This window comes from Dysgonomonas termitidis (assembly GCF_054657735.1).
The window spans coordinates 3,167,032-3,190,278 of record NZ_BAAHYD010000002.1 but is presented as its reverse complement, the minus strand read 5'-3'; the positions used below and the strand labels follow the sequence as shown (position 1 = coordinate 3,190,278).

General features: G+C 40.0%; 21 protein-coding genes, 1 tRNA gene and 1 pseudogene. 8 read left to right on the top strand and 15 right to left on the bottom strand.

Annotated features, from left to right (window positions below; all coding sequences use genetic code 11):
• Positions 1 to 78: 78 nt before the first annotated feature.
• Both carB and carA read right to left on the bottom strand, forming a co-directional pair.
• Entirely contained in the window at positions 79 to 3,297 is a 3,219-nt protein-coding gene (carB, locus tag ACYQ3L_RS17135) for a carbamoyl-phosphate synthase (glutamine-hydrolyzing) large subunit (RefSeq protein ID WP_379993453.1), read from the bottom strand.
• Positions 3,298 to 3,398: 101 nt separating this feature from the next.
• Complete coding sequence (carA, locus tag ACYQ3L_RS17130) at positions 3,399 to 4,469, bottom strand: glutamine-hydrolyzing carbamoyl-phosphate synthase small subunit (RefSeq protein WP_379993454.1); 1,071 nt, start codon at positions 4,467 to 4,469, stop codon at positions 3,399 to 3,401.
• Positions 4,470 to 4,931: 462 nt separating this feature from the next.
• On the opposite strand from carA, the gene ACYQ3L_RS17125 reads away from it, so the two are divergent.
• Positions 4,932 to 6,074, top strand: a complete 1,143-nt coding sequence (locus tag ACYQ3L_RS17125) for an adenylyltransferase/cytidyltransferase family protein (protein WP_379993455.1) — start codon at positions 4,932 to 4,934, stop codon at positions 6,072 to 6,074.
• Between the two features lie 89 nt (positions 6,075 to 6,163).
• Here ACYQ3L_RS17125 and ACYQ3L_RS17120 read toward each other — a convergent pair whose 3' ends face one another.
• On the bottom strand, positions 6,164 to 7,387 hold the full coding sequence (locus ACYQ3L_RS17120) for an IS4 family transposase (protein ID WP_459952373.1): 1,224 nt from the start codon (positions 7,385 to 7,387) through the stop codon (positions 6,164 to 6,166).
• Positions 7,388 to 7,748: 361 nt separating this feature from the next.
• On the opposite strand from ACYQ3L_RS17120, the gene ACYQ3L_RS17115 reads away from it, so the two are divergent.
• Complete coding sequence (locus ACYQ3L_RS17115; RefSeq protein ID WP_379999022.1) at positions 7,749 to 8,165, top strand: energy transducer TonB; 417 nt, start codon at positions 7,749 to 7,751, stop codon at positions 8,163 to 8,165.
• 116 nt (positions 8,166 to 8,281) lie between these two features.
• Here ACYQ3L_RS17115 and ACYQ3L_RS17110 read toward each other — a convergent pair whose 3' ends face one another.
• Positions 8,282 to 9,391 (bottom strand): universal stress protein, encoded by a 1,110-nt coding sequence (locus ACYQ3L_RS17110; protein WP_379999020.1) that lies wholly within the window; start codon positions 9,389 to 9,391, stop codon positions 8,282 to 8,284.
• 543 nt (positions 9,392 to 9,934) lie between these two features.
• On the opposite strand from ACYQ3L_RS17110, the gene ACYQ3L_RS17105 reads away from it, so the two are divergent.
• A tRNA-Asp gene (locus tag ACYQ3L_RS17105) sits at positions 9,935 to 10,008 on the top strand.
• A gap of 240 nt (positions 10,009 to 10,248) precedes the next feature.
• Complete coding sequence (locus ACYQ3L_RS17100; protein WP_379999018.1) at positions 10,249 to 10,401, top strand: Arm DNA-binding domain-containing protein; 153 nt, start codon at positions 10,249 to 10,251, stop codon at positions 10,399 to 10,401.
• Positions 10,402 to 10,467: 66 nt separating this feature from the next.
• Here the strand turns inward: ACYQ3L_RS17100 and istB are convergent, their stop codons facing one another.
• From istB to ACYQ3L_RS17065, 7 genes are all read right to left on the bottom strand, one after another.
• Positions 10,468 to 11,250 carry an IS21-like element helper ATPase IstB gene (gene istB / locus ACYQ3L_RS17095; protein WP_459952321.1) on the bottom strand — a complete coding sequence of 261 codons (783 nt, stop codon included), beginning with the start codon at positions 11,248 to 11,250 and terminating at the stop codon, positions 10,468 to 10,470.
• Positions 11,237 to 12,820, bottom strand: coding sequence for an IS21 family transposase (istA, locus tag ACYQ3L_RS17090; RefSeq protein WP_380002093.1), 1,584 nt, complete (start codon positions 12,818 to 12,820; stop codon positions 11,237 to 11,239). The genes istB and istA overlap by 14 nt, the downstream gene beginning before the upstream one ends.
• A 452-nt stretch (positions 12,821 to 13,272) precedes the next feature.
• Complete coding sequence (locus ACYQ3L_RS17085) at positions 13,273 to 14,415, bottom strand: epoxide hydrolase family protein (RefSeq protein WP_379997863.1); 1,143 nt, start codon at positions 14,413 to 14,415, stop codon at positions 13,273 to 13,275.
• A 100-nt stretch (positions 14,416 to 14,515) separates the two neighbouring features.
• Positions 14,516 to 14,884 (bottom strand): DUF2971 domain-containing protein, encoded by a 369-nt coding sequence (locus tag ACYQ3L_RS17080; protein WP_379997865.1) that lies wholly within the window; start codon positions 14,882 to 14,884, stop codon positions 14,516 to 14,518.
• A gap of 68 nt (positions 14,885 to 14,952) precedes the next feature.
• Entirely contained in the window at positions 14,953 to 15,486 is a 534-nt protein-coding gene (locus ACYQ3L_RS17075) for a site-specific integrase (protein WP_379997867.1), read from the bottom strand.
• A 1-nt stretch (position 15,487) separates the two neighbouring features.
• Positions 15,488 to 16,183, bottom strand: coding sequence for a phage integrase SAM-like domain-containing protein (locus tag ACYQ3L_RS17070; RefSeq protein ID WP_379997869.1), 696 nt, complete (start codon positions 16,181 to 16,183; stop codon positions 15,488 to 15,490).
• Between the two features lie 420 nt (positions 16,184 to 16,603).
• The gene (locus ACYQ3L_RS17065) at positions 16,604 to 16,771 is read right to left on the bottom strand and encodes a hypothetical protein (RefSeq protein WP_379997871.1); all 168 of its coding nucleotides are present in this window, start codon (positions 16,769 to 16,771) and stop codon (positions 16,604 to 16,606) included.
• Positions 16,772 to 17,238: 467 nt separating this feature from the next.
• Here ACYQ3L_RS17065 and ACYQ3L_RS17060 point away from each other — a divergent pair.
• Positions 17,239 to 17,516, top strand: a pseudogene (locus ACYQ3L_RS17060) (DMT family transporter).
• Here the strand turns inward: ACYQ3L_RS17060 and ACYQ3L_RS17055 are convergent.
• Positions 17,510 to 17,869, bottom strand: coding sequence for a winged helix-turn-helix transcriptional regulator (locus tag ACYQ3L_RS17055; protein WP_379997873.1), 360 nt, complete (start codon positions 17,867 to 17,869; stop codon positions 17,510 to 17,512). The pseudogene ACYQ3L_RS17060 and the gene ACYQ3L_RS17055 overlap by 7 nt on opposite strands.
• A gap of 150 nt (positions 17,870 to 18,019) precedes the next feature.
• Here ACYQ3L_RS17055 and ACYQ3L_RS17050 point away from each other — a divergent pair, with 150 nt between their 5' ends.
• The 3 genes from ACYQ3L_RS17050 to ACYQ3L_RS17040 all read left to right on the top strand — a co-directional run bounded on the left by ACYQ3L_RS17050 (position 18,020) and on the right by ACYQ3L_RS17040 (position 19,339).
• Positions 18,020 to 18,352 carry a nuclear transport factor 2-like protein gene (locus ACYQ3L_RS17050; protein WP_379997875.1) on the top strand — a complete coding sequence of 111 codons (333 nt, stop codon included), beginning with the start codon at positions 18,020 to 18,022 and terminating at the stop codon, positions 18,350 to 18,352.
• Positions 18,353 to 18,446: 94 nt separating this feature from the next.
• Positions 18,447 to 18,734, top strand: coding sequence for a putative quinol monooxygenase (locus ACYQ3L_RS17045; RefSeq protein WP_379997877.1), 288 nt, complete (start codon positions 18,447 to 18,449; stop codon positions 18,732 to 18,734).
• A gap of 8 nt (positions 18,735 to 18,742) precedes the next feature.
• On the top strand, positions 18,743 to 19,339 hold the full coding sequence (locus ACYQ3L_RS17040) for an HD domain-containing protein (RefSeq protein ID WP_379997879.1): 597 nt from the start codon (positions 18,743 to 18,745) through the stop codon (positions 19,337 to 19,339).
• Between the two features lie 287 nt (positions 19,340 to 19,626).
• On the opposite strand, the gene ACYQ3L_RS17035 is transcribed toward ACYQ3L_RS17040, so the two are convergent.
• From ACYQ3L_RS17035 to ACYQ3L_RS17025, 3 genes are read right to left on the bottom strand one after another with little or no spacing between them, the layout of a single operon-like run.
• Positions 19,627 to 20,034: a heavy-metal-associated domain-containing protein gene (locus ACYQ3L_RS17035; RefSeq protein ID WP_379997881.1), complete on the bottom strand. Its 408-nt coding sequence runs from the start codon at positions 20,032 to 20,034 to the stop codon at positions 19,627 to 19,629.
• Positions 20,035 to 20,071: 37 nt separating this feature from the next.
• Positions 20,072 to 21,757, bottom strand: a complete 1,686-nt coding sequence (locus tag ACYQ3L_RS17030; protein ID WP_379997883.1) for an efflux RND transporter periplasmic adaptor subunit — start codon at positions 21,755 to 21,757, stop codon at positions 20,072 to 20,074.
• A gap of 13 nt (positions 21,758 to 21,770) precedes the next feature.
• Positions 21,771 to 23,237, bottom strand: coding sequence for a TolC family protein (locus ACYQ3L_RS17025; RefSeq protein WP_459952444.1), 1,467 nt, complete (start codon positions 23,235 to 23,237; stop codon positions 21,771 to 21,773).
• Positions 23,238 to 23,247: the final 10 nt, after the last annotated feature.

Here is a 23,247-nt window from a genome sequence, read left to right as displayed (position 1 = left end):
AACTGATGACTTTCTTACTGTTTCAAAAAAAATAGCCTCAGGATTTATCCCGAGGCTATTCATTATAATGATGCCGGATTAATCATACTCGTTCCATGCCTTAATCTCTATTTCATCCACATTCATTTTGCAGAATGCCTGTATGAAAGCCGAAGCCAGACGGGAGTTTGTAAGCAGAGGTACATTGTAGTCGATAGATGCCCGGCGGATTTTATATCCGTTGTCCAGCTCGTTGGTAGTGAAGTTTTTAGGGATATTTACCACGAGGTCTATTTTCTTGTTCTGGATCATTTCCAGTGCACTTGGTTTCTGGTCTTCATTAGGCCAGAATACCTGAGTGGCAGGGACCCCGTTGTCTATGAGGAACTTTTGGGAACCACCCGTTGCATATAACTCATATCCTTTCTGATGCAGCAGGCGTGCGGCCTGCAACAGTTCCACTTTCGATTTGGCAGGCCCGGTAGAAAACAGAACCGTTTTCTTGGGTACACGGTAGCCGACCGACAGCATCGATTTGAGCATGGCATCGTAGAAGTTATCCCCGATACATCCTACCTCTCCGGTAGAAGCCATATCCACACCCAGTACAGGGTCTGCTTTCTGCAAGCGTGAAAATGAGAATTGAGACGCCTTGATACCTACATAGTCGAGGTCGAAGTCGTTCTTGTTCGGCTTCTCTACATTTTTACCCAGCATAACCTGAGTGGCAAGGTCGATAAAGTTTATCTTCAGCACTTTAGATACAAACGGGAAAGAGCGGGATGCCCTCAGGTTACATTCGATTACTTTGATATCATTGTCCTTAGCCAGAAATTGTATATTGAAAGGTCCTGATATCTGCAATTCCTGCGCTATCTTACGGGCTACTTTCTTTATTCTTCTTACAGTTTCGATATACAGGCGTTGAGCAGGGAACTGTATTGTCGCATCTCCTGAGTGAACTCCGGCAAATTCAACGTGTTCAGAGATAGCGTACATGACTATTTCACCTTTGTTGGCCACAGCATCTATTTCTATCTCTTTGGCATTTTCGATAAACTCGCTGACTACAACAGGATGCTTTTTGGAGACTTCGGCAGCCAGCCCGAGGAAGTTTTCAAGTTCCTGATCGTTGGAGCATACATTCATCGCAGCACCCGAGAGTACATAAGAAGGGCGGATGAGTACCGGATAGCCTACCTCGGCTACAAAGCCTTTGATATCATCGAGCGAACTCAATTCTTTCCATCGCGGCTGATCTACTCCGATGCGGTCGAGCATGCTGGAAAACTTGTGACGGTCTTCGGCATTGTCAATGCTCTTGGCAGTTGTGCCGAGTATGTTAACCTTAGCCGCATCTAGTCGCATAGCCAGATTGTTTGGTATTTGTCCGCCCACCGAAAGGATTACTCCGTGCGGGTTTTCCAGTTCTATGATATCCATCACGCGCTCGTAAGTGAGTTCATCGAAGTAAAGACGGTCACACATATCGTAGTCGGTAGATACTGTTTCGGGGTTGTAATTTATCATTACCGAGCGGTAACCCTCCTTGCGGATGGTTTGCAGGGCATTGACCGAACACCAGTCGAACTCTACGGACGAGCCGATGCGGTATGCTCCCGATCCGAGAACGATCACTGATCTGTGGTCGCCCAGGTATTTCACATCGTTGGCTTTACCGTTGTATGTGATGTAGAGGTAGTTGGTCTGAGCCGGATATTCGGCGGCAAGCGTATCTATCTGTTTCACACACGGTATGATTCCGTTTTCCTTGCGGATACGGCGTACATCGTGCGCTATTGTCTCTACCAGGCTTGGCTCTTTGCATACTATCTTCGCTATCTGGAAGTCGGAAAATCCCATTTGCTTGGCAGAGCGGAGCAGGTCGAGTGGGAGAGACTGTATATCGTCGAATTTTTCCAGTTCTTTAGAACATTTAAAAATATATTGCAGTTTCTGTAAGAACCAAAGGTCTATTTTAGTGAGATCGTGTATTTGTTCTATGGTGTATCCTCTTTTCAGGGCTTCTTCGATACAGAATATGCGCTTGTCGGTAGGATTTTTCAGTGCGTCGTCCAGATTGTCGATTTCCAGAGGCTTGTTGGCAGCGAATCCGTGCATGCCGATGTTAATCATACGAAGGCCTTTCTGTATGGCTTCTTCGAATGTACGGCCGATAGCCATAATTTCACCGACAGATTTCATACTTGATCCTATCTCTTTCGATACGCCGTGGAATTTACCCAAGTCCCAGCGAGGGATTTTTACCACTACATAGTCGAGAGCAGGTTCGAAGAACGCGCAGGTAGATTTGGTTACCGAGTTTTTCAGTTCGAACAGTCCATAACCCAGCCCCAGTTTAGCCGCTACAAAGGCCAGTGGATAACCTGTCGCCTTAGATGCCAGCGCCGATGACCGGCTCAGGCGGGCGTTGACCTCGATCACACGGTAGTCTTCCGATTCGGGGTCGAAGGCGTATTGTACGTTACATTCACCGACAATACCTATATGTTTCACAATACGTATAGATAGTTCACGCAGCTTATGATATTCGGAATTGGTAAGTGTTTGAGATGGTGCAACTACGATACTTTCACCGGTATGGATTCCCAGCGGGTCGAAGTTTTCCATGTTACACACGGTCATACAGTTGTCATACTTGTCGCGGACAACTTCGTACTCCACTTCTTTCCATCCTTTCAGCGATTTTTCTACCAGAAGCTGGGATGAATATGCAAGCGCTTTTTCGGCCAGTACCCGCAATTCCTGCTCATTGTCGCAAAATCCCGAGCCTAGTCCGCCAAGCGCGTATGCCGCGCGTATGATAATAGGATAACCCAGTTCCGCCGCTGCTTTTACGGCATCTTCTATCGAGCCTACCGCATGGCTTTTGATGGTTTTTACATCTATCTGGTCGAGTTTCTTCACAAAGAGGTCACGGTCTTCGGTATCCATAATGGCTTGTACGGGTGTTCCCAGTACGCGTACATTATATTTTTCCAGAATGCCGCCTTCGTAGAGCTGCACACCGCAGTTGAGGGCGGTTTGTCCACCGAAAGCCAGAAGTATGCCTTCCGGCTTTTCTTTTTGAATTACCTTTTCTACGAAGTATGGGGTAATAGGTAAGAAGTATATCTTATCGGCACTGCCTTCCGAGGTTTGTACCGTTGCAATATTGGGGTTGATAAGTACAGTTTCGATGCCTTCCTCTTTCAGGGCTTTCAGGGCTTGCGAACCTGAGTAGTCAAACTCTCCCGCTTCACCGATTTTGAGGGCTCCCGAACCAAGGACTAATACTTTTTTTACGTCTATATCCATTTGTTTAATTGGTTACAAGTTAAATAATTCGGAAATTAGCATATTAGCATATTTGAAAATAAAAAAACAGTTCATTTGCTAATATTCGAATTTGCTAATTGTTATAATTTCTCTACAAACATATCGAACAAGAATGACGTATCTGTCGGTCCGCTGGCTGCTTCGGGGTGAAACTGGGCAGAGAAGAACGGTTTGGTCTTGTGTTTGATACCTTCGTTTGTTCCGTCATTCAGATTGATGAACAATGGTTCCCAATCAGACCCGAGAGAGGCGTTCGCTACTGCAAAACCGTGATTTTGCGATGTGATGAAGCATTTGGTAGAGTCTACCATCTTTACAGGCTGATTGTGGCTTCGGTGCCCGTATTTCAGCTTGTAAATGGTTGCGCCTCCGGCTTTTGATAGTAGTTGGTTACCCATACATATACCGCAGATAGGTTTATTTCCTTCCATTGCTTTGCGGATATTCTTTACTGTCTCTTCACAGAAATCAGGGTTACCAGGGCCGTTAGAGATGAAGAGCCCGTCCCATTCCAGCTGGTTGAAGTCGTAGTCCCAGGGTACGCGTATAAGTGTTACACCGCGTTTTACGAGACAGCGGATTATATTGTGTTTTACACCGCAATCTACCAGAACCACTTTTTTCTGCCCGCTGCCATATGTTATCACTTCTTTGCAACTGGCAATTGCCACCTGATTCTCGATATTGGGGTCGTAGAAGTCTGTTTCGTCTGCTCCGCTGAAAACAATCTTGCCTTTCATCGAACCTTTTTCGCGTAATATCTTCGTCAGTTCGCGTGTGTCTATGCCGTAAATACCCGGCACATCATTCTCCTTGAGCCATTCACCAAGGCTTTTCTTTGCATTCCAGTGGGAGTATTCATGCGAATAGTCTGAAATGATGAGTCCGTTCACTTGTATTTTTTCCGATTCGTAAAAGTCGGAAATCCCATTTGTGAAAGTGTTGTCAGGAACACCGTAGTTTCCTACAAGCGGGAAGGTGACAACAAGTATCTGTCCCAGGTAAGAGGGGTCTGTAAGACTCTCCGGATAACCTACCATAGCTGTATTAAATACAACTTCCCCGGCACTGGCTTTTTCCGAGCCGAAAGACCGTCCTTCAAAAACTGTTCCGTCGTCAAGAATTAGTTGAACTGGTTTGTCTGAATGCATCTTTTTGTTTAGAATATAATTGTGACTAATAACTGATTTATATGATAAAAAAAAAGGAACGTGATATTTGGTATATCTGTTCCTTTAGCTTGTATAATAATGTTGTATCTTTTTCTTTTTCATTTTTTCAAATATCCGGCAAATTCTCATATGAATATCTGAAGTACAAAGATAGAAATAAATTATGATATCATCCCGATTGTTTAATAATTATTTTAATTATATATACACATTTTCTTTTACAATATTTTTTTATAAAACAATTTATCTCTTAATAATAACCCTTTTTTGCGGATGTTAGTAACCGGTGAAGGTTAATGGTGTATTATGGCATTCGTTTATCATGTTGGTCGCAGCCTAAGCTCTGATAGCAGCGGAAGCAATCCTTAAATTTGTAAAGAATGAAAAAAAAGACTTATATTTACATAATAAAAATACATACTTTACCATCGAATTGATTTTATGAAGAAAGTTTTTGTAAGCGGGTGTTATGATATGTTACATAGCGGACATGTCGCGTTTTTCGAAGAAGCGGCTACATATGGGGAACTATATGTAGGTTTAGGTTCGGATAAAACTGTAAATGGGCTTAAAGCGCGAAAAACCATCAATAATGAACAGGAACGGCTGTATATGGTGAGTTCTCTCAAATCGGTAAAAGAAGCATGGGTAAATAGTGGTAGCGGACTTATTGATTTTCTGGAAGAAATTAAACGGTTAAAACCGGATATATTCTTCGTCAACAGCGACGGGCACAGTTCACTGAAAGAGCAGTTATGTAAAGAACTGGGCATAGAATATGTTGTGAGCAAACGTATTCCACATGAAAATTTACCGGCCCGTTCCACTACGGCTTTGCGGGAAGAATGCCGTATTCCGTATCGTATCGACCTGGCAGGCGGATGGTTGGACCAACCCAATGTTAGTAGTCTTGCCCCGGGACCGGTGCTTACTATATCCATAGAACCCGATTATGAGTTTAATGACCGCAGCGGGATGTCTACCAGTTCACGGAATAAAGCAATTGAGCTTTGGCAAGTGGATATTCCGGCAGGGAAGAAAGAAAAGCTGGCATTAACCCTTTTTTGCTTTGAGAATCCTCCCGGTACAAAGTATGTAAGTGGTTCTCAGGATTCGCTGGGTATTGTCATGCCGGGGCTCAACAGGTTGCATTATGCCGGAGGGTTCTGGCCATCGGAGATAGAAAGCGTATTGGATAACGAAATACTCGACTGGCTGGAAAAATATTTGTGGCTTGTACCGTTATATCCGCGCCATGGCGATTATGATGTGTTGTCTGAGACCAATATAACAGCCGAAAATGCGAAAAAGTTGAGTGATGCGGCCATCCAGGCATGGGATGCGATAAAGACAATGGATATAGCAAAATTCGGAATGGCAGTGAAAGATAGTTTCGATGCCCAGATAACTATGTATCCGCATATGGTGAACAGTGAAATATTCGAGGTGTTGGACAGATATAAAGATAAGGCGTTGGGATGGAAACTCAGCGGAGCAGGTGGCGGCGGCTATCTGATATTTATTAGCGAGGTTCCGATAGAGAACGCTATTCAGATACGTATACGACGGGGTGATAGTTTCTGATGAAAAATGGATAATAAAAATCAATGCAAAATAAAAAGGGAGTAGGACACCAGGAGTGGTCGGAAGAAATTCCGATCACTTTTTGTTTTCTACGTTTTGAAGAAAATAGAAGGATCACCACCACACTGCACAACAATCATAGATATAATCAGGTTTCTCAATTCCATGGAAAATCTTCTTTTAGCAGTTTTATATCCAAGTTTATTAGCCTGTTTATATATCAAGATAAGTATAGCCACAATCAAAGTCATATATAGGATAACTTTTATTCCATTTTTATTGAGTGACACAAGAGTACTCACATTTAGTTCCTGCTTTATAAATCGGAAGAATACTTCGATATCCCACCTTCGCCTGTAAGCGTCCGTAATATCTTTGGCTGATAAGTTAAGCACATTGGTGATAAACCAAAATTCTTTATCAGGATCATCTTTGCTTTGTGCTACAATTAAGCGAAAAGGTACTTCTACCAGCTCTTCTTTGTAATGGATATTACCTCGTTTATTATTAATAGGCTTACCGGTATATAAATAAACTTCACTATCTTTCAAAAGCATCAAACTACCCAAGTCTAGATCAATATCATCGCTTTTCAAGGATTTTAGTTCAACATGTTTTCGATTCTCTTTTGCTCTTATTATAAAAGGGATAGATTCTCCGGAAAAATCTTTCATGGTTCTAGCTGACTGCAATCCTCTGTCCAAAATGTAAATATTGTGATGTCCGGTTTCTTGTTTCACATGACTTCTTATAACCTCAGGTAAAGCTGTTTCTTCGCCAGAGTATTTGGAGTCTGTAAATATCTTAACATCACAAGGTAAAATGCCATCAAAAGCAATGCTATACTTAACTGACTTCTTTCCGTTTTTATGGTCAATACCTTCTTCTAAGAGTTTGCTACAAGCTTCACTTACCATTGAAGAATCAACTCGTATCAGATTATATTCCTCTTTTTCTGTCGATGAATAGGCTGCTGAGAATTGTTCATAAATACATTCATATATTTGTTTGAAGAAGTCCGCATCAATCTTAGAAAGCCGTTCTGATATGGAACTTCGGCGAACACTCTCTGATTTGTCTAAGTTAAAAAGCATCTTGAAGACTGGATCATTAAAGGTATCCTCTAAGGTTCGCTGACTTAATCTGTCATTCTCTAAAATGCCATACATCAAAAGGTAAAACAATTTCTTGCCATGCAGAACTTTTGAATAATAGTCAACTTTTGTATTTTCGGATAAATGACTTAAAAGTGCCTCTGGAATAACTCCCAATAGTTGATTTATTCCAATCCTATGATCTTTAAATATTGCCATAAATATATGATTATCAATACTTAAAGATAATAAAACTATGTGATAAAAACAAACATAATCAGCTTAATATCAAATGATTATATAAAAAAATAGTCGGAAGATATTTCTTCCGACCACTCCTGGTAGGACACTCCCTTTCCTATTTCCGGAATATTTACCTTCTGATGTCCTATCTGATTTCCTTAATCTGGGTATAGAACAACTGTAAGTGTTTTTTGTTTTTACATCTGGTTATAAGTTTAGAAAAATTAAGTATATTTATTGGATTGTTATTGATCAATTTATTGCTGCTTATTGCTTATTTATTGTTTATTAGTGTGTTAGGGGCAATAGTGTATCGGAAAGGTCTTAATTATATACTATGAAATCTATTATAATAGTTTTGTTATTTTTCTTCGTTGGTTGTCTGTCTATTGTGGCACAAGAAAATAAATCCGGTAAGATGACTTACCAAGATTCTGTTAATGCCGGGTTTAAGGTCAAAATGCCCCAATTTATAGGGGGCGAGGCACGTCTTCAGACTTTCATTATGACATTCTTAAGATATCCGGAGGATGCTGTTAAAGACAGTATACAAGGAACAGTGCTTATAGAGTTTATGATATCAAAAACGGGTAAAGTTACAAATGTAAAGGTGCTGAATAGTTTATCGCCTTCCTGCGATGCTGAGGCGGTTAGGGTGGTTTCGTTAATGCCAGACTGGATACCAGCTGAATATAAAGGAGAAAATATACCCGTAATATTTAAGATTCCAATATTATTTAGATTCAAGCGTTGACCTCTTTTTATTTTTATGGATAATACTTTATTTTAGAGTGTACGGATAAAAAAGTTCCGGCATATTTTATACAAATATCGGAACCCTTGTCAATTAATTATTGGTATAAAAGGCCGTTATCCCCTGAATATAAGTAGGGTAACTTCAAAATTAGTAAGAACTTTACGGGATACGCTTGGCAGGAAAATACGTCCGAAGAGATTCCTTCGTTTGGTATTCAGTATCACTAAGTTTACTTTTTCTCCTCTCACAAATTGATCCATAGCTTCTGTCATATCGGGGCCGTCTATCAATTTATAGCCCACATTCAGTTCCGGATATTTCCGAACAAAATAATCTTTCATTCCGGCCAATTCGTTTTCTGTCCATTTATCCCCTGTTTTATTTTTTACATTTACATGGGTTAATGTAATCCGTACAGTCGGATATGGTCTCAGCATATTAACAAAATGGTCAAAAGTATCCAGATCCCTTTTTTGCAAGGATGTAAGAAATGCGATATGTTTTACATCTTCTATGGTTTTAAATTGAGAATTTTCGGGGACTACCATTACAGGTACATTTGTCATTTCTATAATATCGGCAGTGACATTCCCTAATATATTCTGTCGGTTATTGCTTTTTCCTTTTGTCCCCAAAACGAGAAGTGTCGGTTTGTATTCATCAATGAAATTATCTATTTCTTCTTCTACCATGCCTTCACGCAACGAATAAGAATAGTTTACCGATGGAAATTCCTTTTCTGAAATTTTTTTGTCTATATCGTAGCAGAAGTCCAGCATTTGCTTTCGTGCATTGCCGAGCATATCGTCTGCGTCGTCTGCATTTGTGTTGTCAGCGAATGGAAATGTTATTGGATAACGTATTTTGTATACATGCAATATTTTTACTTTAGCGTTTATTTTGTGGGCAACAGCAAAAGCAGCCCGGCAGGCCTTTAGCGAATAGATAGAAAAGTCGATAGGCACGAGTATGCGCTTTCGTCCATCATCAATTTTAAATATTTTTTTGTCATCGTAGCGAAAAAGCTGCGTATTTTCTATGATCGTAAGGGCTTTGGTGAGGTCGGCTTCACTTATTCGCACAGCTATGGCATTGGAGCCATTTTCTTCCTTATCACTTAGATCTACAAGTATAGAATCCACGCCCATATCTTCGAGTGTGTATTTCAGGATACGTGCCTTTTCGGGCGTATGAATGGCTAATGTAATCAGTTTATCGTTCATATCTGTTTGTTTTTTAGTTTTACAATCTATTATAAAGGTGATCCGGATTGAGTGTTGAGAAATCTAATACTGATCACTGATTCCTTTCTAACAAATTTACTAAAAACAATTGTGAATATGACTAATGAATTCATATCTTTTTAACAAAAAGAAACAAGGTTTTACTAACTTTTGCCATTAGAAATATATTGTAACGATTGTTCTGTGTTTTATCGTATTTATCATGGATTTGGTGACCCTATTAGTGGATCAGGTCAGCCTGAATTCTTCACGGTAGTCTTTTCTAATGCTAAAATATTTTATCCTGGATATTATATTTTGTGTTTTTTTAGCCTGAAACGAAAAAAGTATTGCTGATTTTATCCTTAATATGTATTCATTATTATTCGCGGGAAATAATTTGTACTCATATGCCCAATTTTAATCATCTGAAAGGCAGTGTATTGAAATTTTATTAAAAAAATCTTCTCAAACCTATTGCAGGATTCAAATCCTTATCCTATCTTTGCATCGCATTTGAGAGAAAATGCAACCTCAAAAAACGGTGTGGTAGTTCAGCTGGTTAGAATACCTGCCTGTCACGCAGGGGGTCGCGGGTTCGAGTCCCGTCCATACCGCAAAAAGCGAAAGCAAATCGAAGCAAAGGTCTGAAAGTCAATACTTTCAGACCTTTTTCTTTTTAGCCATTGCCCACGAAAAATAGCAAATTAACGCACTATTCACGGTACAATTCGTGGGCTTTTTTAATATCCTGTTTTTGCCCACGATTAGGGTTTCTATTCGTTGATTTTCAGAATTTTGCATAGCTTTCAAATGAACTGTAACAAGTAATTTTGTAACAGTAAAATTTCAAGCCCATGAATGCAATTCAAACAACGTTCAGTTTGCTTTATGTTATCAGAAAGCATCGGCTTCTTAAAAACGGAGAAGCCTCTATTTATTTACGTATTACAGTAAATGGCGATGGAAAATCCAGTGAGCGTTGCCCCCTCGTGCCAAATCTAAATTGACCCCTGAAAAAACTTTATGATTACCCCTAAATTATCCTGGTCGACGGGGTCATTTTTATTTTAGATTTACTTGTTTTTGTCTACCTTCATTTTTCTCACACTCTCACCGGTAAGTTCTATCTGATGCGCCGAGTGGACGATGCGGTCAAGAATGGCATCAGCGACTGTTGGTTCTCCTATTGCATCATACCAGTTGGCAACCGGTAATTGTGAGGTCACAATGATAGATTTGCGCTCATGACGATCTTCGATGATGTCAAGCAATATTGAACGTTCTTTAGCGTCAAGAGGAACAAGAAAGAGATCATCAAGTATAAGTAACTGACATCGTTCTATTTTCTTGAGTTCGGCCTCGAAGATCCCCTTTGTCTTTGCAACTTTTAGCGCTCCCATAAGTTTGGATGCATTGGCATAGTTAGTTCGTATTCCGTTCTTACACGCCTGATACCCAATGGCTGTTGCAATATAACTTTTGCCGGTTCCGGATGAACCGGTAATGAACAGATTCTTTCCTTGACGGATAAAGTCAAGCGACGAGAGCCGTTCTATATGGTTGCGGTCGAGACTTCGATTGATGGTATAGTCTATATTCTCAAGATAAGCCTTGTATCGAAAGCCGGCCCCTCGAATCAGGCGTTGTATGGAGGCATCCGAACGATAGTCCCATTCACGAGCCAATAGTAATGAGAGGAAGCCGTCAGCAGTCATAGACTCGGCAACGGTGGACTGCAGGCTTTCCTTAAAGGCGGCAGCCATACCATGCAGCTTCATACGGTTCATCAGATCCAGAGAAATGATATTTTGGTCTTTCTCCTGAGTAACGGGTGCGGTTTTATTATTTGTTTCCATTGTTGTTGTTAGTTTTTGTTGTTGATTTTGAGAAGTATTCACGTCCACGGATGTTCTTGTGGTGCGGAAGTGATAAGTTGGTGTCCGAGTCCTGATCAGCCTGTGGCAGAAAGTCTGCATCATCGCCCCGGTTCAGGATACCGATAACATCTTGATATCCGTAAACGCGCATCAATGAAGCACAGGCGCATGCCGCCACAAGCCTGTCCTGTCCGAAGGTCTTTTCCAAGGCTAGGATACCTCTGCATGAGCGGAAGGCCTGAGGCATATATTTCTTCTGCGATGCTACATCCTTGAGATAAAGCAAGACGATATTATCTATCTGAGTAGCTCGTTCAAAAACCTCGTCCAGATCCTTTTCGTAGCTACCATGCCTACCGGGAAGATTGTGTGCCTCCTTCCGAGTGTAGCCATAGGGAGTGTCATCACGCTGGTGGGTTGTTACCAGCCGCAGGCCATAGAAGATATCGAGAGTATCAGCATCGTAAACAATATCGACACGCTTGCCTACATATTCCTTTGGCACGCTGTAATGATGCTTCTTGAGAGTTACATAGCTATTACGCATCACGGTCACAGATTTGCGTTCCTTCATCTGATACCGCACAGAGGGTAAAGTTCGTAGATAGTCTTTTTCTACCTCTTCAAACAACTGCCTGCGAGACTGATTGCGTCCGGTAAGTTTTCTCTCGTTGAAACGACTTAGAGATTGGATAATGCAGGCATTGAGTGATTCCAAATCATGGAACATCAGACCTTCGAGATCGGTATAAACAGACTTGTACATCAGTTTTACAGCGTTCTCTACAAGGGCTTTGTCTTTTGGGTGCCTGACACGTGCCGGATATACACTACAACCATAATGCTCGGCAAAAGCGGCAAAGTCTTCGTTAATAACCGGCTCATTGCGATTGCTCCGAGTTACCGCCGACTTCAAATTGTCAGGGACGATTGCAAAGGGCACACCCTCATAGAAGTGTAGTGCATTCTCACATGCTTTTATAAGGTCTTCTTTCTTCTGCGACCAGACTGCCTCACAGTAGGTATAGTGGCTACAAGGAAGGATGGCTACAAAAACTTCAACGGATCTGACTTCGCCTGTTTGCTCATCAACAACCTCTAGACGGTCGCCCGCAAAATCAATATACAGCTGGTCTGCGGCGTAATGCTCAACGTGACCCACCGGACGTGATACAAGCCGATAACGTTGTATGTACGCGCCGAAACTTGCATGACGGAATCCACCCGGATGCTCTCGCCGGTACTCTTCATACAAAGATTTTACTGTCACTCCTTTGCGTGTAAGTCTTGCGGCATACTCAGGTAAGAGCGCCTCCAGTTCCAACTGACGCACTGAAGGGGTACGTTCCCTCTCACCGCTGCTTCCAAACATCTCCTCAAGGCGCTTCGCCGGCATGGACTGAAGCTGCTCCATTGGCATACCACTCTCTTGAAACAAACGCACATACTTGCGCACTGTGTTACGGGATAGCTCAAAGGTCGCGCTGATACCTTTTATACCCATCCCCATTGCATAGCAATGAAGAATGTTTGCTAATTTTGTTGTCATAGTAATTTTAGTTTTAACCCATCGACCAGGAGGGTAAATCTAAATTACATAAAAATCCCCTGTTGGTTTATATTCCGACAGGGGACATTTTTATTTTGGCGAAAAGGGTCAAACATATTTTGGTACATGGGGTCAATTTAGACTGGCACGAGGGGGCAACGCTCACTGGATTTTCCACTATATCTTTAATGATATAGATGGGATAGTCTTTTATGAATATATAATTACACCAGAAATGTATCTCAATTAAAATCATTAAAAAGAGGTTGTCCCTAGATTAGTAGAAAATCAAGATATGTGTTATATACTTGGGAACAATTCGGGAACAATTTGCTAAAATAAAAAAGTCTAATCAATTGATTGTCAATTAGACTTTTGCTTTAAAAGTACCCGGAGCCGTCACGTAGTCAAAATATCACAGATTATTTATAGAAGACAAAAAACTAGCTTTTTTACCTCAAACTACGATAAAACTTACATATATCATTTGAAAACAATTCAGGTTCTTCCATTGCTGTAAAATGTCCGCCTCGGGGTATTTCTGACCATTGGTCCAAATTTAGGTTCTCCTCAACCCATACTTTTGGCGGAAGTAGAACATCTTTAGCAAAAAGGGCAATACCTGTAGGAATAGTTATTTTGCCAATTGGAGGCAAGGTATGCATATTTTCATAATACATCATGGCGGAAGCTCCTATTGAATTATTCAACCAATAGATCATAACATTATTAAGCAGCTCATCCATACTATACTTATTCTCAAAACCTTTACTAATATCACTCCATGAATAAAATTTTTCAACGAGCCAGGCTGCTAAGCCTACAGGCGAATCAGACAAGGCGTATGCGAGCGTTTGAGGTTTAGTAGATTGAATAGACATATAACCTCCCTCTTGTACAATCCATTGTTGAGCTTTACGCTTATACTCTTTCTCTTCACTCGAAAGTTTGTTATCATCCGACATCATAATTTGCCGGATAATACCCACATCGGTCAGGTGAATTCCAATAAGATGTTCCGGATAGTGCATTGCCAAATATCGGGTAACACCCGAACCCACATCTCCACCTGCTGCACCAAATTTAGTATACCCTAGTTTTTCAGTCATCAATTTGACCCATAAATCAGCAACCTTAGAATTGTTAAATCCTTTGGGCTCAAGGATAGAGGAAAAACCAATTCCGGGTAGTGATGGGATAATAACATCAAAAGAGTCAGACAAATCTTCTCCGAAGCTGACAGGGTCGGTAAGACGGGAAATAATTTTTTGATAGCGGACAAAGCTATCAGGCCACCCATGGGTAAGAATGAGAGGTAATGGATTTTCTCCTTTTCCTTTTATATGGAAGAAATGAATATCCACACCATCGATATTACACTTGTATTGGGGGTACTGGTTAAATACTTTTTCTTGAGTCCGCCAATCATAACCGCTTATCCAATAATCGACCAGAGCCTGTAAATAATCTTTGTCAGTTCCTCTGCTCCACCCTGTTTCCGGTATCTGATTTGCCCATTTTGTTTTCCTTAGCCTAAGGGATAAATCTTCAAGAGATTCATTTGGAATTTCAATTTTAAAGTTTCTGATTGGCATGGTTTACGAACTTTAGTAGGGTGGATATATTATTTTATCTGATAATGGAATGTATTGGTACTATGATGAGAAAAGACTACCTGAGAAATTAACAGATTATCTAAATTATTTCACAAAAATCTAATTTAAACGCATTTGGATTGACATTCATTTGATAAATACGGATATTGGGATTCAATTTCTGACCCGTCTTAATGATTTCCTCTTTATCCTTTTCGATGATATTTACTCCTAAATAAATGGCAGAAAAACATTCTCCGCCTATTTTGTATCGGTGATGAGAGTCATCGTCTAATAATATTTCGGGATGAAAGCCCATCTCAGAATAGCCTATCTTGGGCATATCTAATAGCTGCACCTCATTTTCGTGCTTCCATTCAGGAGCCTTTGTTGCAAATTGATGTTTAAATGCTCCTATACTGTCCCCTGTAGGCCAATTATACTTTGTCAGACTATCTGGATATTGCACATCGAAATCTATATAATGTATTTTACAAAAGTAATGAATAACCGGCGTATCAGTCTCATCTACTCAAACTATTTCTCAGGGCTTTCGGCCTGTTGATTATCGACTTTGATGTAGCGCATAAATGCAGCAGGGCTTTTGTGCCCCGATATTTTCATAAGTTCCTCTGCGGGGAAACCGGACAGATACATATTGGTACAGAACGAACGCTGACATGTATGCGAGGGCATTAGTTCATATTTCTTGCGTATATCTGTTACTCTGGCGTTCCCTTTCTTTCGGACTATTTCTATTTTCTGATTCAGCTTGATTTTCTCGCCCAATTCTTTGACACGTTCGTTGAATTTGTAAGAAGAAACTTTCGGTAGATCATAGTTATATTTCTTGAGAATATTCGGCACATAGTCAATTATAGGGATAACAACGGCTTTATGTACTTTCCGTTGTTTAATATTGATGTTCCCGTTTACCAAGTCGATATGTTCATTATTAAGAGTTGATAGATCGCTGTACCGTAATCCGGTATAGCAGCCAACAATGAATATATCCCTGACTTCCTCTAATTCTTTATCATCGGAGAGATTAAGCTGATATATTTTAGCCAATTCATTTTCTGTTAAATAGATAGCGTCGGTTTCCTCTTCTACAACCTTGAAAAATTTCAAATCGACAGTCGGGATAGTTCCTTTTGCAATTTGATAGTTTACAAAACCTTTTAACAATCGCACTACTTTTCCGGCAGAATTTATTACCAGCCCAATCGTACCATCGGGTTTTTACGGCTTCATAAAACAGATAGTTCATAAATTCTTTGTAGAATTTCATGTTAAGATTGCGAAAAGATATTGGTTGAGAAGAATACTTCTTAAATGTCGTCAAATGCTTCTTTAATGTCCTGTAGTCCTTTACTTGGTCTTTAGATACGAAAGGAGTTTTCTCTTCGACATACTTATCTAAGAGGGCAAACAAGTCTGTCCGAGCCTGTTTCTGTTCATATTCTCTTTCAACGGCTAATTCTTTCAGCACAAAGTCAACTGTCGGTTCTATATCATTTTCGTTAGCGTAATCCAATATATTCGACAGACGCAGATATATTTTATTGACAGTTACTTCTATTTCGTCATATTCGGGACAAGCACGTTTAACGCACTTCTTTTTATCGTCCCAATGCTGGAATTTGATAGAATATCTGGTCGATATTAAAGTACGTTTTGTTCGGTCATAGTTGTAACGGACATAAAGTGGCGTATATCCTGATTTGGAATCGTAGTCTTTCTTAATGTAAACAAAGTATTTAGCCATATAAAAATTATGTTGCATTTGTGTTGCACACATACAAAAACTATCCGAAAATGCAAATAATATTCGAAAACATAAAAAGTTAAATGATTGATATTCAATAATTATTATAAAATATTGGGAACTATTATAATATAATCAGAGTCCTGTCCATACCGCCAATAAGATTTATAAATCGACGAAAAGTCCTGAAATTCAGCAGGATTCAGGACTTTTTTGTTTTCAGATCCTAGCAGAAAATCCCACAATAGAGTTCAAAACTTACTATAGATAGAACATACCAATAGAAACGCTACATTTTTGACATTAAATATTGGAATAAAGTCTATATTTTTCGACTATAAAAATATAGAACGAAAAATAAGAGCACGTCAGAACTGGCTTAGAATCTATGAGCAGACAGGTTCTGTTACTAAAACTGCATTACAATGTGGTATCGCCAAAACTACTTTTGATTAGAAAAACACCATGTTCTGCAAAAAACAAATCTTCATAGGCATACATAACATCCAAGCCTATTGCATCTTTAATTATAAAACGAATCTTTTCTATATTTGGAACGATAATAGTTTTGTTTTCTATTGTATCCATAATAAGTCATTTTTCGGGGTATAAATTAAATAACCGTTCTATTTGCTTGATTTCTAGAGGCTCACTCTCCATTTGGCATTTGAATAATGATGCACTAATTGCTTCTCTAAACTCTTCATCTGTAAATACAATCTCATAACATGCTAGTATAGCCCTCAATTCAGCCTTTGATTTGCAGCTATAGCAGGATTTTCTAAAATCATTATTTGATTGGATATACTTTATAAAAGTAAAAACATTGCTAAGAGCCATTTGTTCTTTTATCTTAGTAACTACAAATATTGCGCCAAGTACATACTTCGTTGATTATAAGCAATATTGATTGAATCCCCAAACTTAAAAGGGACAAAAATGTATAGAGATTGAAAAAACTGATTTTTTTACGCCTTTTTTCGTCCTTGCTTAGAAAAAATATCAGGCCTAAATATTACTCATACCATACGTCCCGATAATTATCTACAATCAGATTGAATACTCTTAAATCAGAACAGTTCACCAGACTGACACCTTCGGTCGTATTTATAATTTCTTACCTCATTCCCTTTTATTTTCTGAGCCTGTCATTAAAGGCTATGCTGTAGGTATTGCCTATGGAATATGGGGAGGTTTGGGGATTGTATTGATAACTGTAATTGGAGCTGTTCTCTTTAAGCAGACACCGGATGTACCTGTAATAATAGGCATTGGTCTTATTGTAGCCCATGTCGTTATCGTAAATGTATTTTCAAAAATGGGGGTTCATTGATTTTTCTTTTTTAGAATAAGCGTTCTTAATCGTTCCTGATGTTCATCTCCCCATTGACCCAAAGCTGAAATAATAGGAATCAGGGTTTTTCCGAATTCAGTTAAGCTATATTCCACTTTTGGAGGAACCACCGGATAAATCTTTTTAGTTATTAATTCATGTTCTTCCAGCTCTTTTAATTGCATATCCAATACCCTGCGGGAAGCATCGGGTATTTTACGTTGCAGTTCACTCGGACGCTGGTATCCTTCATTGATAAACCATAACAGGCGGATTTTCCATTTGCCATACAAGACTTCCCCGATCAAATCCAGACCACAATTTAAGCTTAAAGGTATCTTTCTCTTATACATAACGTAAATATAAATTAATTTACGAAGTTAAGCAATAGGGAAGAATTTATCCCTATATGAATCGTTTTTCCGTACTTGCCAGAACAAACAGCTTATTCTACTTTTGATGTGAAGTATAGAGTACAAAACAATATTTTAATATTTACAACTATGAATTATCCAAGTGTAATCGCAAAATTAATAGAAGCTCAAAATCTGTTTGATAGTAACAAATACGCAGATTGTTTTGCAGAAGCAGCAGTTGTTGTTGATGAAGAACAAACTTATAGTGGAAAGGATGAAATCAGGAACTGGATTAATGAAGCGAATAAAAAATACAGAATAGTCATGGAACCGATAGCATACAAAAGTACTCAAACAACGGGTATCCTTATAGCTAAGATTTCCGGAACATTTGAGGGTAGTCCTGTTTTATTGGATTATCACTTTGAAATAACAGAAGATAAGATCAATCATCTCGAAATAACGGTAAATGAGATATGATCATAAAAGAATATTGAATCCGGTAATTCTCTTTACCTTTGTTATACAAAATAATTCATTTTAAATATTAATTACAGGGGGGAAATAAATAGGAATGATAAAAGTTATAGCCGAGGACTTTATTAAGGAAGAGTATCTGGAAATAGTAAAGCCTCTTTATGCTGAATTGGTTGCTAAAACCAAATTAGAAAAGGATTGTATAGAATACAACCTCTATATAGATCAGGACGATAAAACTCACTTTATCTTCATTGAAGAATGGCCGGATCATGATGCGTTGGACAGGCATTGCCAGACAGAGCATTTCAGACGGCTTGTTCCTCTGATTAATGAACACCAATCCAAAGAGTGTGAATTTACCATTATGGAAATTTTTCAATAAGCAGAAGAATGGAGAATAAAGAAATTCTGATAAAAGCACAGGAATATATCAAAGAAACTTTTCTTAAAGAAGGAACGGGACATGACTACTATCATATAGAACGAGTGGTAACTAATGCCCGAAGGATTTTGCAGACAGAACAGGCCAATAGTTTTACTGTCCAATTAGCGGCTTGGCTGCATGATCTAGGCGATAAGAAACTCAACAACGGAATAGATAAGTCAGAAGAGTTAATCAGCTCATTCCTTAAATCCTTGGCTGTTGAGCAGTCTATCATAGACCGGGTAATTGAGATTGTCTCCCAGGTTTCGTTCAGTAAAGGCAATAAGCCATCATCAATCGAAGCTGAAATTGTTCAGGATGCGGACAGGTTGGATGCTATCGGGGCAATCGGCATTGCACGCTGTTTTGCTTATGGCGGTAGTAAGAACTGCATCCTATATAGTCCTGATGAAAAAGAGAAGGAAAACTCTAGTATTCAACACTTTTATGATAAGTTATTTAAGCTAAAAGGTCTGATGAATACTGAATCGGCTAAGCTGATAGCAGCAAAACGCCATTTATTTATGGAAGAATATATTGCTGAATTTTACAGGGAAGTGTAATAAGAAATACAATTAAATCCATTATTTTATCTTGAAATTATTTTAAGATAAAGTTTTAATAATAGATATCTTTTGTTTTAGAAAAATATCGTATATATACAGCGATATGAGGTTAGCATAGTCTCATAGCTGCGTTTAAACACTCAATAATTCTTGTTTCTTCATTGTTCCCATCGGTCGATAATCTAAACTTTTACAAATAATTCTTTTTCAAATCCCCCTCACAAAAATATGGGGGTGTTTGAAAAAGAATTATATATTTGTACTGTCGGCCCTAGTTGGGAGAATCACACTTTACAACATGGAGGTAAAGCATCGTAAGCACTCGGATCTGCAGGGTCTTTATCTGTACGATGTCCGACTTTGGCAATGACTTTACTTATTGCATCCAGATTAGTTTGTTTGGAATCGAAGCTCACATGGAGTTCTTTCTTTTTTATGTCCCAGTCTGCGGAAGCAACACCTTTCACACTTTTTGCTGCTGTTTCAATACGCTCCTTGCATAGTTCGCAGTTTCCTTGTACGTCAAGCGTAGCATGTTCGAGGTTAGCGTCTTTCTTTGAATCATGATTCATTTCCGGTTGTCCGGTTTCTGCCATTGGTATTTTCTGTTCACTCTTATTTGAAGCACCAGAGTTACATGCTATAAACAGGGTTGCTCCTAAGGTCATTGTTACTATAAAAATCTTTTTCATTTTAGTTAAAAATTAGTTATTATAAAAATCTGTTATTTTAATTATTCCGGTATTTGCAACAGGCGGGTAATGCATCATAAATCGCTTTGTCTGCCTTATATTTATCGGTATCATGTCCGGCTTTGGCTATAGCCCGGCTAATCGCTTCGATTGAAGTTTTAGTTGAATCAAAATTCAGATGTAATTGTTTCGATTTCTGATCCCAGCTTGCGGTAGATACACCTTTGACGGATTTTGCCGCCTTCTCGATGCGATCTTTACACATGTCGCAATTGCCCTGTACCGGAATCATTGTATGAGTCTGCTTATCTGATGTTTTTTGAGGCATATTGTCAGGCATCGGCGACATATTATGACCGGCATGTTCATTTTCTTTATTCATATTTCCCGAGCCTCCGGACATGTTATGGCCTTCATGACCCGTTACCGGCCTCGAATCGGCGTCATTCATCATACTGCGCCTGCCTTCGAGTTGAGCGCTGGCATCTATTGTAAATGTGCCGTTAGTGACTATTTCATCCCCGTCATTTATTCCGGACAGAACCACATAGGAATCACCTAAAGACGGTCCCAGTTCTATCTGGCGAAGCATAAAGGCCGGAGTTTCGGTATCGGGCTGTTTCACATAAACAATGGAACGTTTGCCAGTCCAGAGTACGGCAGATTTAGGTATCACTATCTGGTTGTTATATTGTCTGAGAGGTGATTTAATCACAGCATTGGCATACATTTCCGGTTTTAACTGCATACCGGGATTGGCTGCTTCGATACGTATCTTCGCGGTACGTGTCACCGGGTCTAATATCGGGTTGATAAAAGATATATTTCCCGATAATGTCTTTCCGGGTAATGCCTGAAGCGTATATTCGAGTTTATCACCTACCTTTAAAAAAGGAAGATCCGATTCGTAGGCATCAAACATAACCCATACTCTTGAAAAATTGGCAATATCGAACAGAACATTACCCTGATTCACATAGTCTCCCTGGCTAATTTTCTTAGCGGCTACAATACCGCTGGTTGTTGCCTTCACATCTACATACGGAGATACATTCCCTGAATGCTCTATCCGTGAAATCTGTTCATCGGTAAGCTTCCATAGCCTCAGTTTTTCCCTTGCTGCCTGTAATAAAGCTGGTTGTACAGATTGCATTTTAGCAGCCTCGAGTAATTCCTGCTGGGCGCTTAACAACTCCGGAGAGTAAACGGTGGCAATGGTCTGTCCCTGCTGCACGCTTTCACCTGTAAAATTGATGAATAGTTTCTCTATACGGCCGTTGACATGTGATGTCTGAGACTGGGATAAACGTTCATCAGCCTGTACTGTACCGTACAAACGTACCTCCTTCACAGGGTTTTGTTTGCTAACCACTGTCGTTTGGATATTTGCCAGTGCGACGGCTTCCTTTGACATCTGTATTGCTTCCGGATCGATAGCTGCATCTCCGGAACCTGTCGTTTTCAGAGGAATCAGATCCATTCCGCAAATGGGGCATTTACCCGGCTTGTCCATTTTTATTTGAGGGTGCATCGAGCAAGTCCACACCTGTTTCCCGTTTTCATCGGTAGTCATTTCGTGGGTATGCCCCGAATGGTCTTCAGCGAGTGTAGCATCAGTGCCTCCTGAAAATATCAGCCATCCTAACAGAAGCCCTATAAGCAGGATAATTCCGTACCTGATATAATTATTCCTGAACACTTGTTTTATTTTATTCGTATCCATGATATGAAAGTTTTTATTGTTCTGTATCTTTTTTAAATGAAATTAATTTCTCAATAGAAGCGACCATCGTATTGTAACCTGCTATCGACTCCGCTTCTTTCAACTGGTAATCGAGCAATTGCCGTTGTACCTGAATCACATTCGTCAGGTCACTTTTGCCTGAAACAAACTCCTGTACAATCAGATTATAGGTTGTCTTAGCCAGCTCCTCCTGTTTCTTATACAAGGCGACTTTGCGGGCTGCATCATCCAGGAGGTGTTTGGTCTTGTATAATTCGGCTTCCAGTGTATTGCGGGTATTGTCGTACCTTTCCCGGCTGGCCTGCCACCACAATTTGCTTTCGCGCTGTTGCGCCTTGTATTTATTGCGGTACAGGGGAATGCTGACCGATACCATCGGCATTATCATATCCTTACCATTCATATCGCCCATTGAAAGCATAGCTTCATCGGTTTTTTTATTGAGCATATACTGTACCCCGATTCCGAACATCGGATAACCCATCTTTCTGTCCATTTCGCCTTTTGCCTTATAGGAGAGTCCCTCTTCGGTTATCATACCCAGCATTGGATTCTGCTTTTCAATCTTAGCCATTATAGATTCTCCGTCGAAGAGGAAAGGCGTCTGCACAAATGATTCGGGGATTTGTACTTCACTGTTCACCTGGCGGTTCAGCAATGTATTGAACCTGGCTTTTTCTGCTGCTATCTCAGACAGTAAACTGGCAATGTTATTATCTGTTTCCACTATCTCCAGTTGTATACGGAGTACGTCGGACATGCCGGGCGTAGAAGCACTCATTCCTGAAGAACCTCCGCTCATGGATGACATTCCCTGGGATGCAGGCATTGTCGACGAGCTAGTGCCTCCCGTTGAAGACATACCTGACATACCGCCTCCTGCAACGGCGGAAGTATTATTCCGGGGTGCGGGAGCCGGGGAGGGGATGGAATATCCCGATGACGAACTACCCGAAGGGGAGGCAAATTTTCGCATCGCTAGTTCTTCCAGTTGGGTGAGTAAGGCTTTATTCTCCCGGTTGTTCATCAATCGTTGTTGTAAACTGCATAAGATATACCATTGCGTATAGACATCCAGATAAAGGTTGTCCCTTGTCTCCCTGAATTTTTCGTAAGACATCTTTGCCATATGTACAGCTTCGGTTTGAGCCGCTTTTTTTGTCCCGAACCACGGGAACATCTGCATCAGCTTGAATTCGGCAACCTGCCGCCCCCCTACAATATCCATAGGCTTAAGGAACATCCCCATTTCGAGTTGAGGGTCCTCATAAGCTCCTGCCTGCGGTACTTTCTGCAGCGAAGCCTGATAGGCAAGAAAGCCGGCTTTGATTCCGGGATTATTCTGAGCCGCAACTTGCAGGTAATGGCTCAGCGAGTCAGCCGTCTGGCCATATGTATTCGTTATGGGAATTACCATTGTGAATACAACCAATAAATATGTTATATAATTTCTTTTCATAACCTTTGTT

What these genes read in the sequence shown, in the direction of transcription:
- ACYQ3L_RS17085 (WP_379997863.1), bottom strand. Translation starts at nt 14,415, where the DNA reads ATGCCAATCAGAAACTTTAAAATTGAAATTCCAAATGAATCTCTTGAA.
- ACYQ3L_RS17045 (WP_379997877.1), top strand. Translation starts at nt 18,447, where the DNA reads ATGATAAAAGTTATAGCCGAGGACTTTATTAAGGAAGAGTATCTGGAA.
- ACYQ3L_RS17115 (WP_379999022.1), top strand. Translation starts at nt 7,749, where the DNA reads ATGAAATCTATTATAATAGTTTTGTTATTTTTCTTCGTTGGTTGTCTG.
- ACYQ3L_RS17050 (WP_379997875.1), top strand. Translation starts at nt 18,020, where the DNA reads ATGAATTATCCAAGTGTAATCGCAAAATTAATAGAAGCTCAAAATCTG.
- ACYQ3L_RS17035 (WP_379997881.1), bottom strand. Translation starts at nt 20,034, where the DNA reads ATGAAAAAGATTTTTATAGTAACAATGACCTTAGGAGCAACCCTGTTT.
- carA (WP_379993454.1), bottom strand. Translation starts at nt 4,469, where the DNA reads ATGCATTCAGACAAACCAGTTCAACTAATTCTTGACGACGGAACAGTT.
- ACYQ3L_RS17070 (WP_379997869.1), bottom strand. Translation starts at nt 16,183, where the DNA reads ATGGCTAAATACTTTGTTTACATTAAGAAAGACTACGATTCCAAATCA.
- istB (WP_459952321.1), bottom strand. Translation starts at nt 11,250, where the DNA reads ATGGAAACAAATAATAAAACCGCACCCGTTACTCAGGAGAAAGACCAA.
- ACYQ3L_RS17120 (WP_459952373.1), bottom strand. Translation starts at nt 7,387, where the DNA reads ATGGCAATATTTAAAGATCATAGGATTGGAATAAATCAACTATTGGGA.
- ACYQ3L_RS17040 (WP_379997879.1), top strand. Translation starts at nt 18,743, where the DNA reads ATGGAGAATAAAGAAATTCTGATAAAAGCACAGGAATATATCAAAGAA.
- ACYQ3L_RS17030 (WP_379997883.1), bottom strand. Translation starts at nt 21,757, where the DNA reads ATGGATACGAATAAAATAAAACAAGTGTTCAGGAATAATTATATCAGG.
- ACYQ3L_RS17100 (WP_379999018.1), top strand. Translation starts at nt 10,249, where the DNA reads ATGAATGCAATTCAAACAACGTTCAGTTTGCTTTATGTTATCAGAAAG.
- carB (WP_379993453.1), bottom strand. Translation starts at nt 3,297, where the DNA reads ATGGATATAGACGTAAAAAAAGTATTAGTCCTTGGTTCGGGAGCCCTC.
- ACYQ3L_RS17110 (WP_379999020.1), bottom strand. Translation starts at nt 9,391, where the DNA reads ATGAACGATAAACTGATTACATTAGCCATTCATACGCCCGAAAAGGCA.
- ACYQ3L_RS17055 (WP_379997873.1), bottom strand. Translation starts at nt 17,869, where the DNA reads ATGTATAAGAGAAAGATACCTTTAAGCTTAAATTGTGGTCTGGATTTG.
- ACYQ3L_RS17065 (WP_379997871.1), bottom strand. Translation starts at nt 16,771, where the DNA reads ATGGATACAATAGAAAACAAAACTATTATCGTTCCAAATATAGAAAAG.
- ACYQ3L_RS17125 (WP_379993455.1), top strand. Translation starts at nt 4,932, where the DNA reads ATGAAGAAAGTTTTTGTAAGCGGGTGTTATGATATGTTACATAGCGGA.
- ACYQ3L_RS17025 (WP_459952444.1), bottom strand. Translation starts at nt 23,237, where the DNA reads ATGAAAAGAAATTATATAACATATTTATTGGTTGTATTCACAATGGTA.
- istA (WP_380002093.1), bottom strand. Translation starts at nt 12,820, where the DNA reads ATGACAACAAAATTAGCAAACATTCTTCATTGCTATGCAATGGGGATG.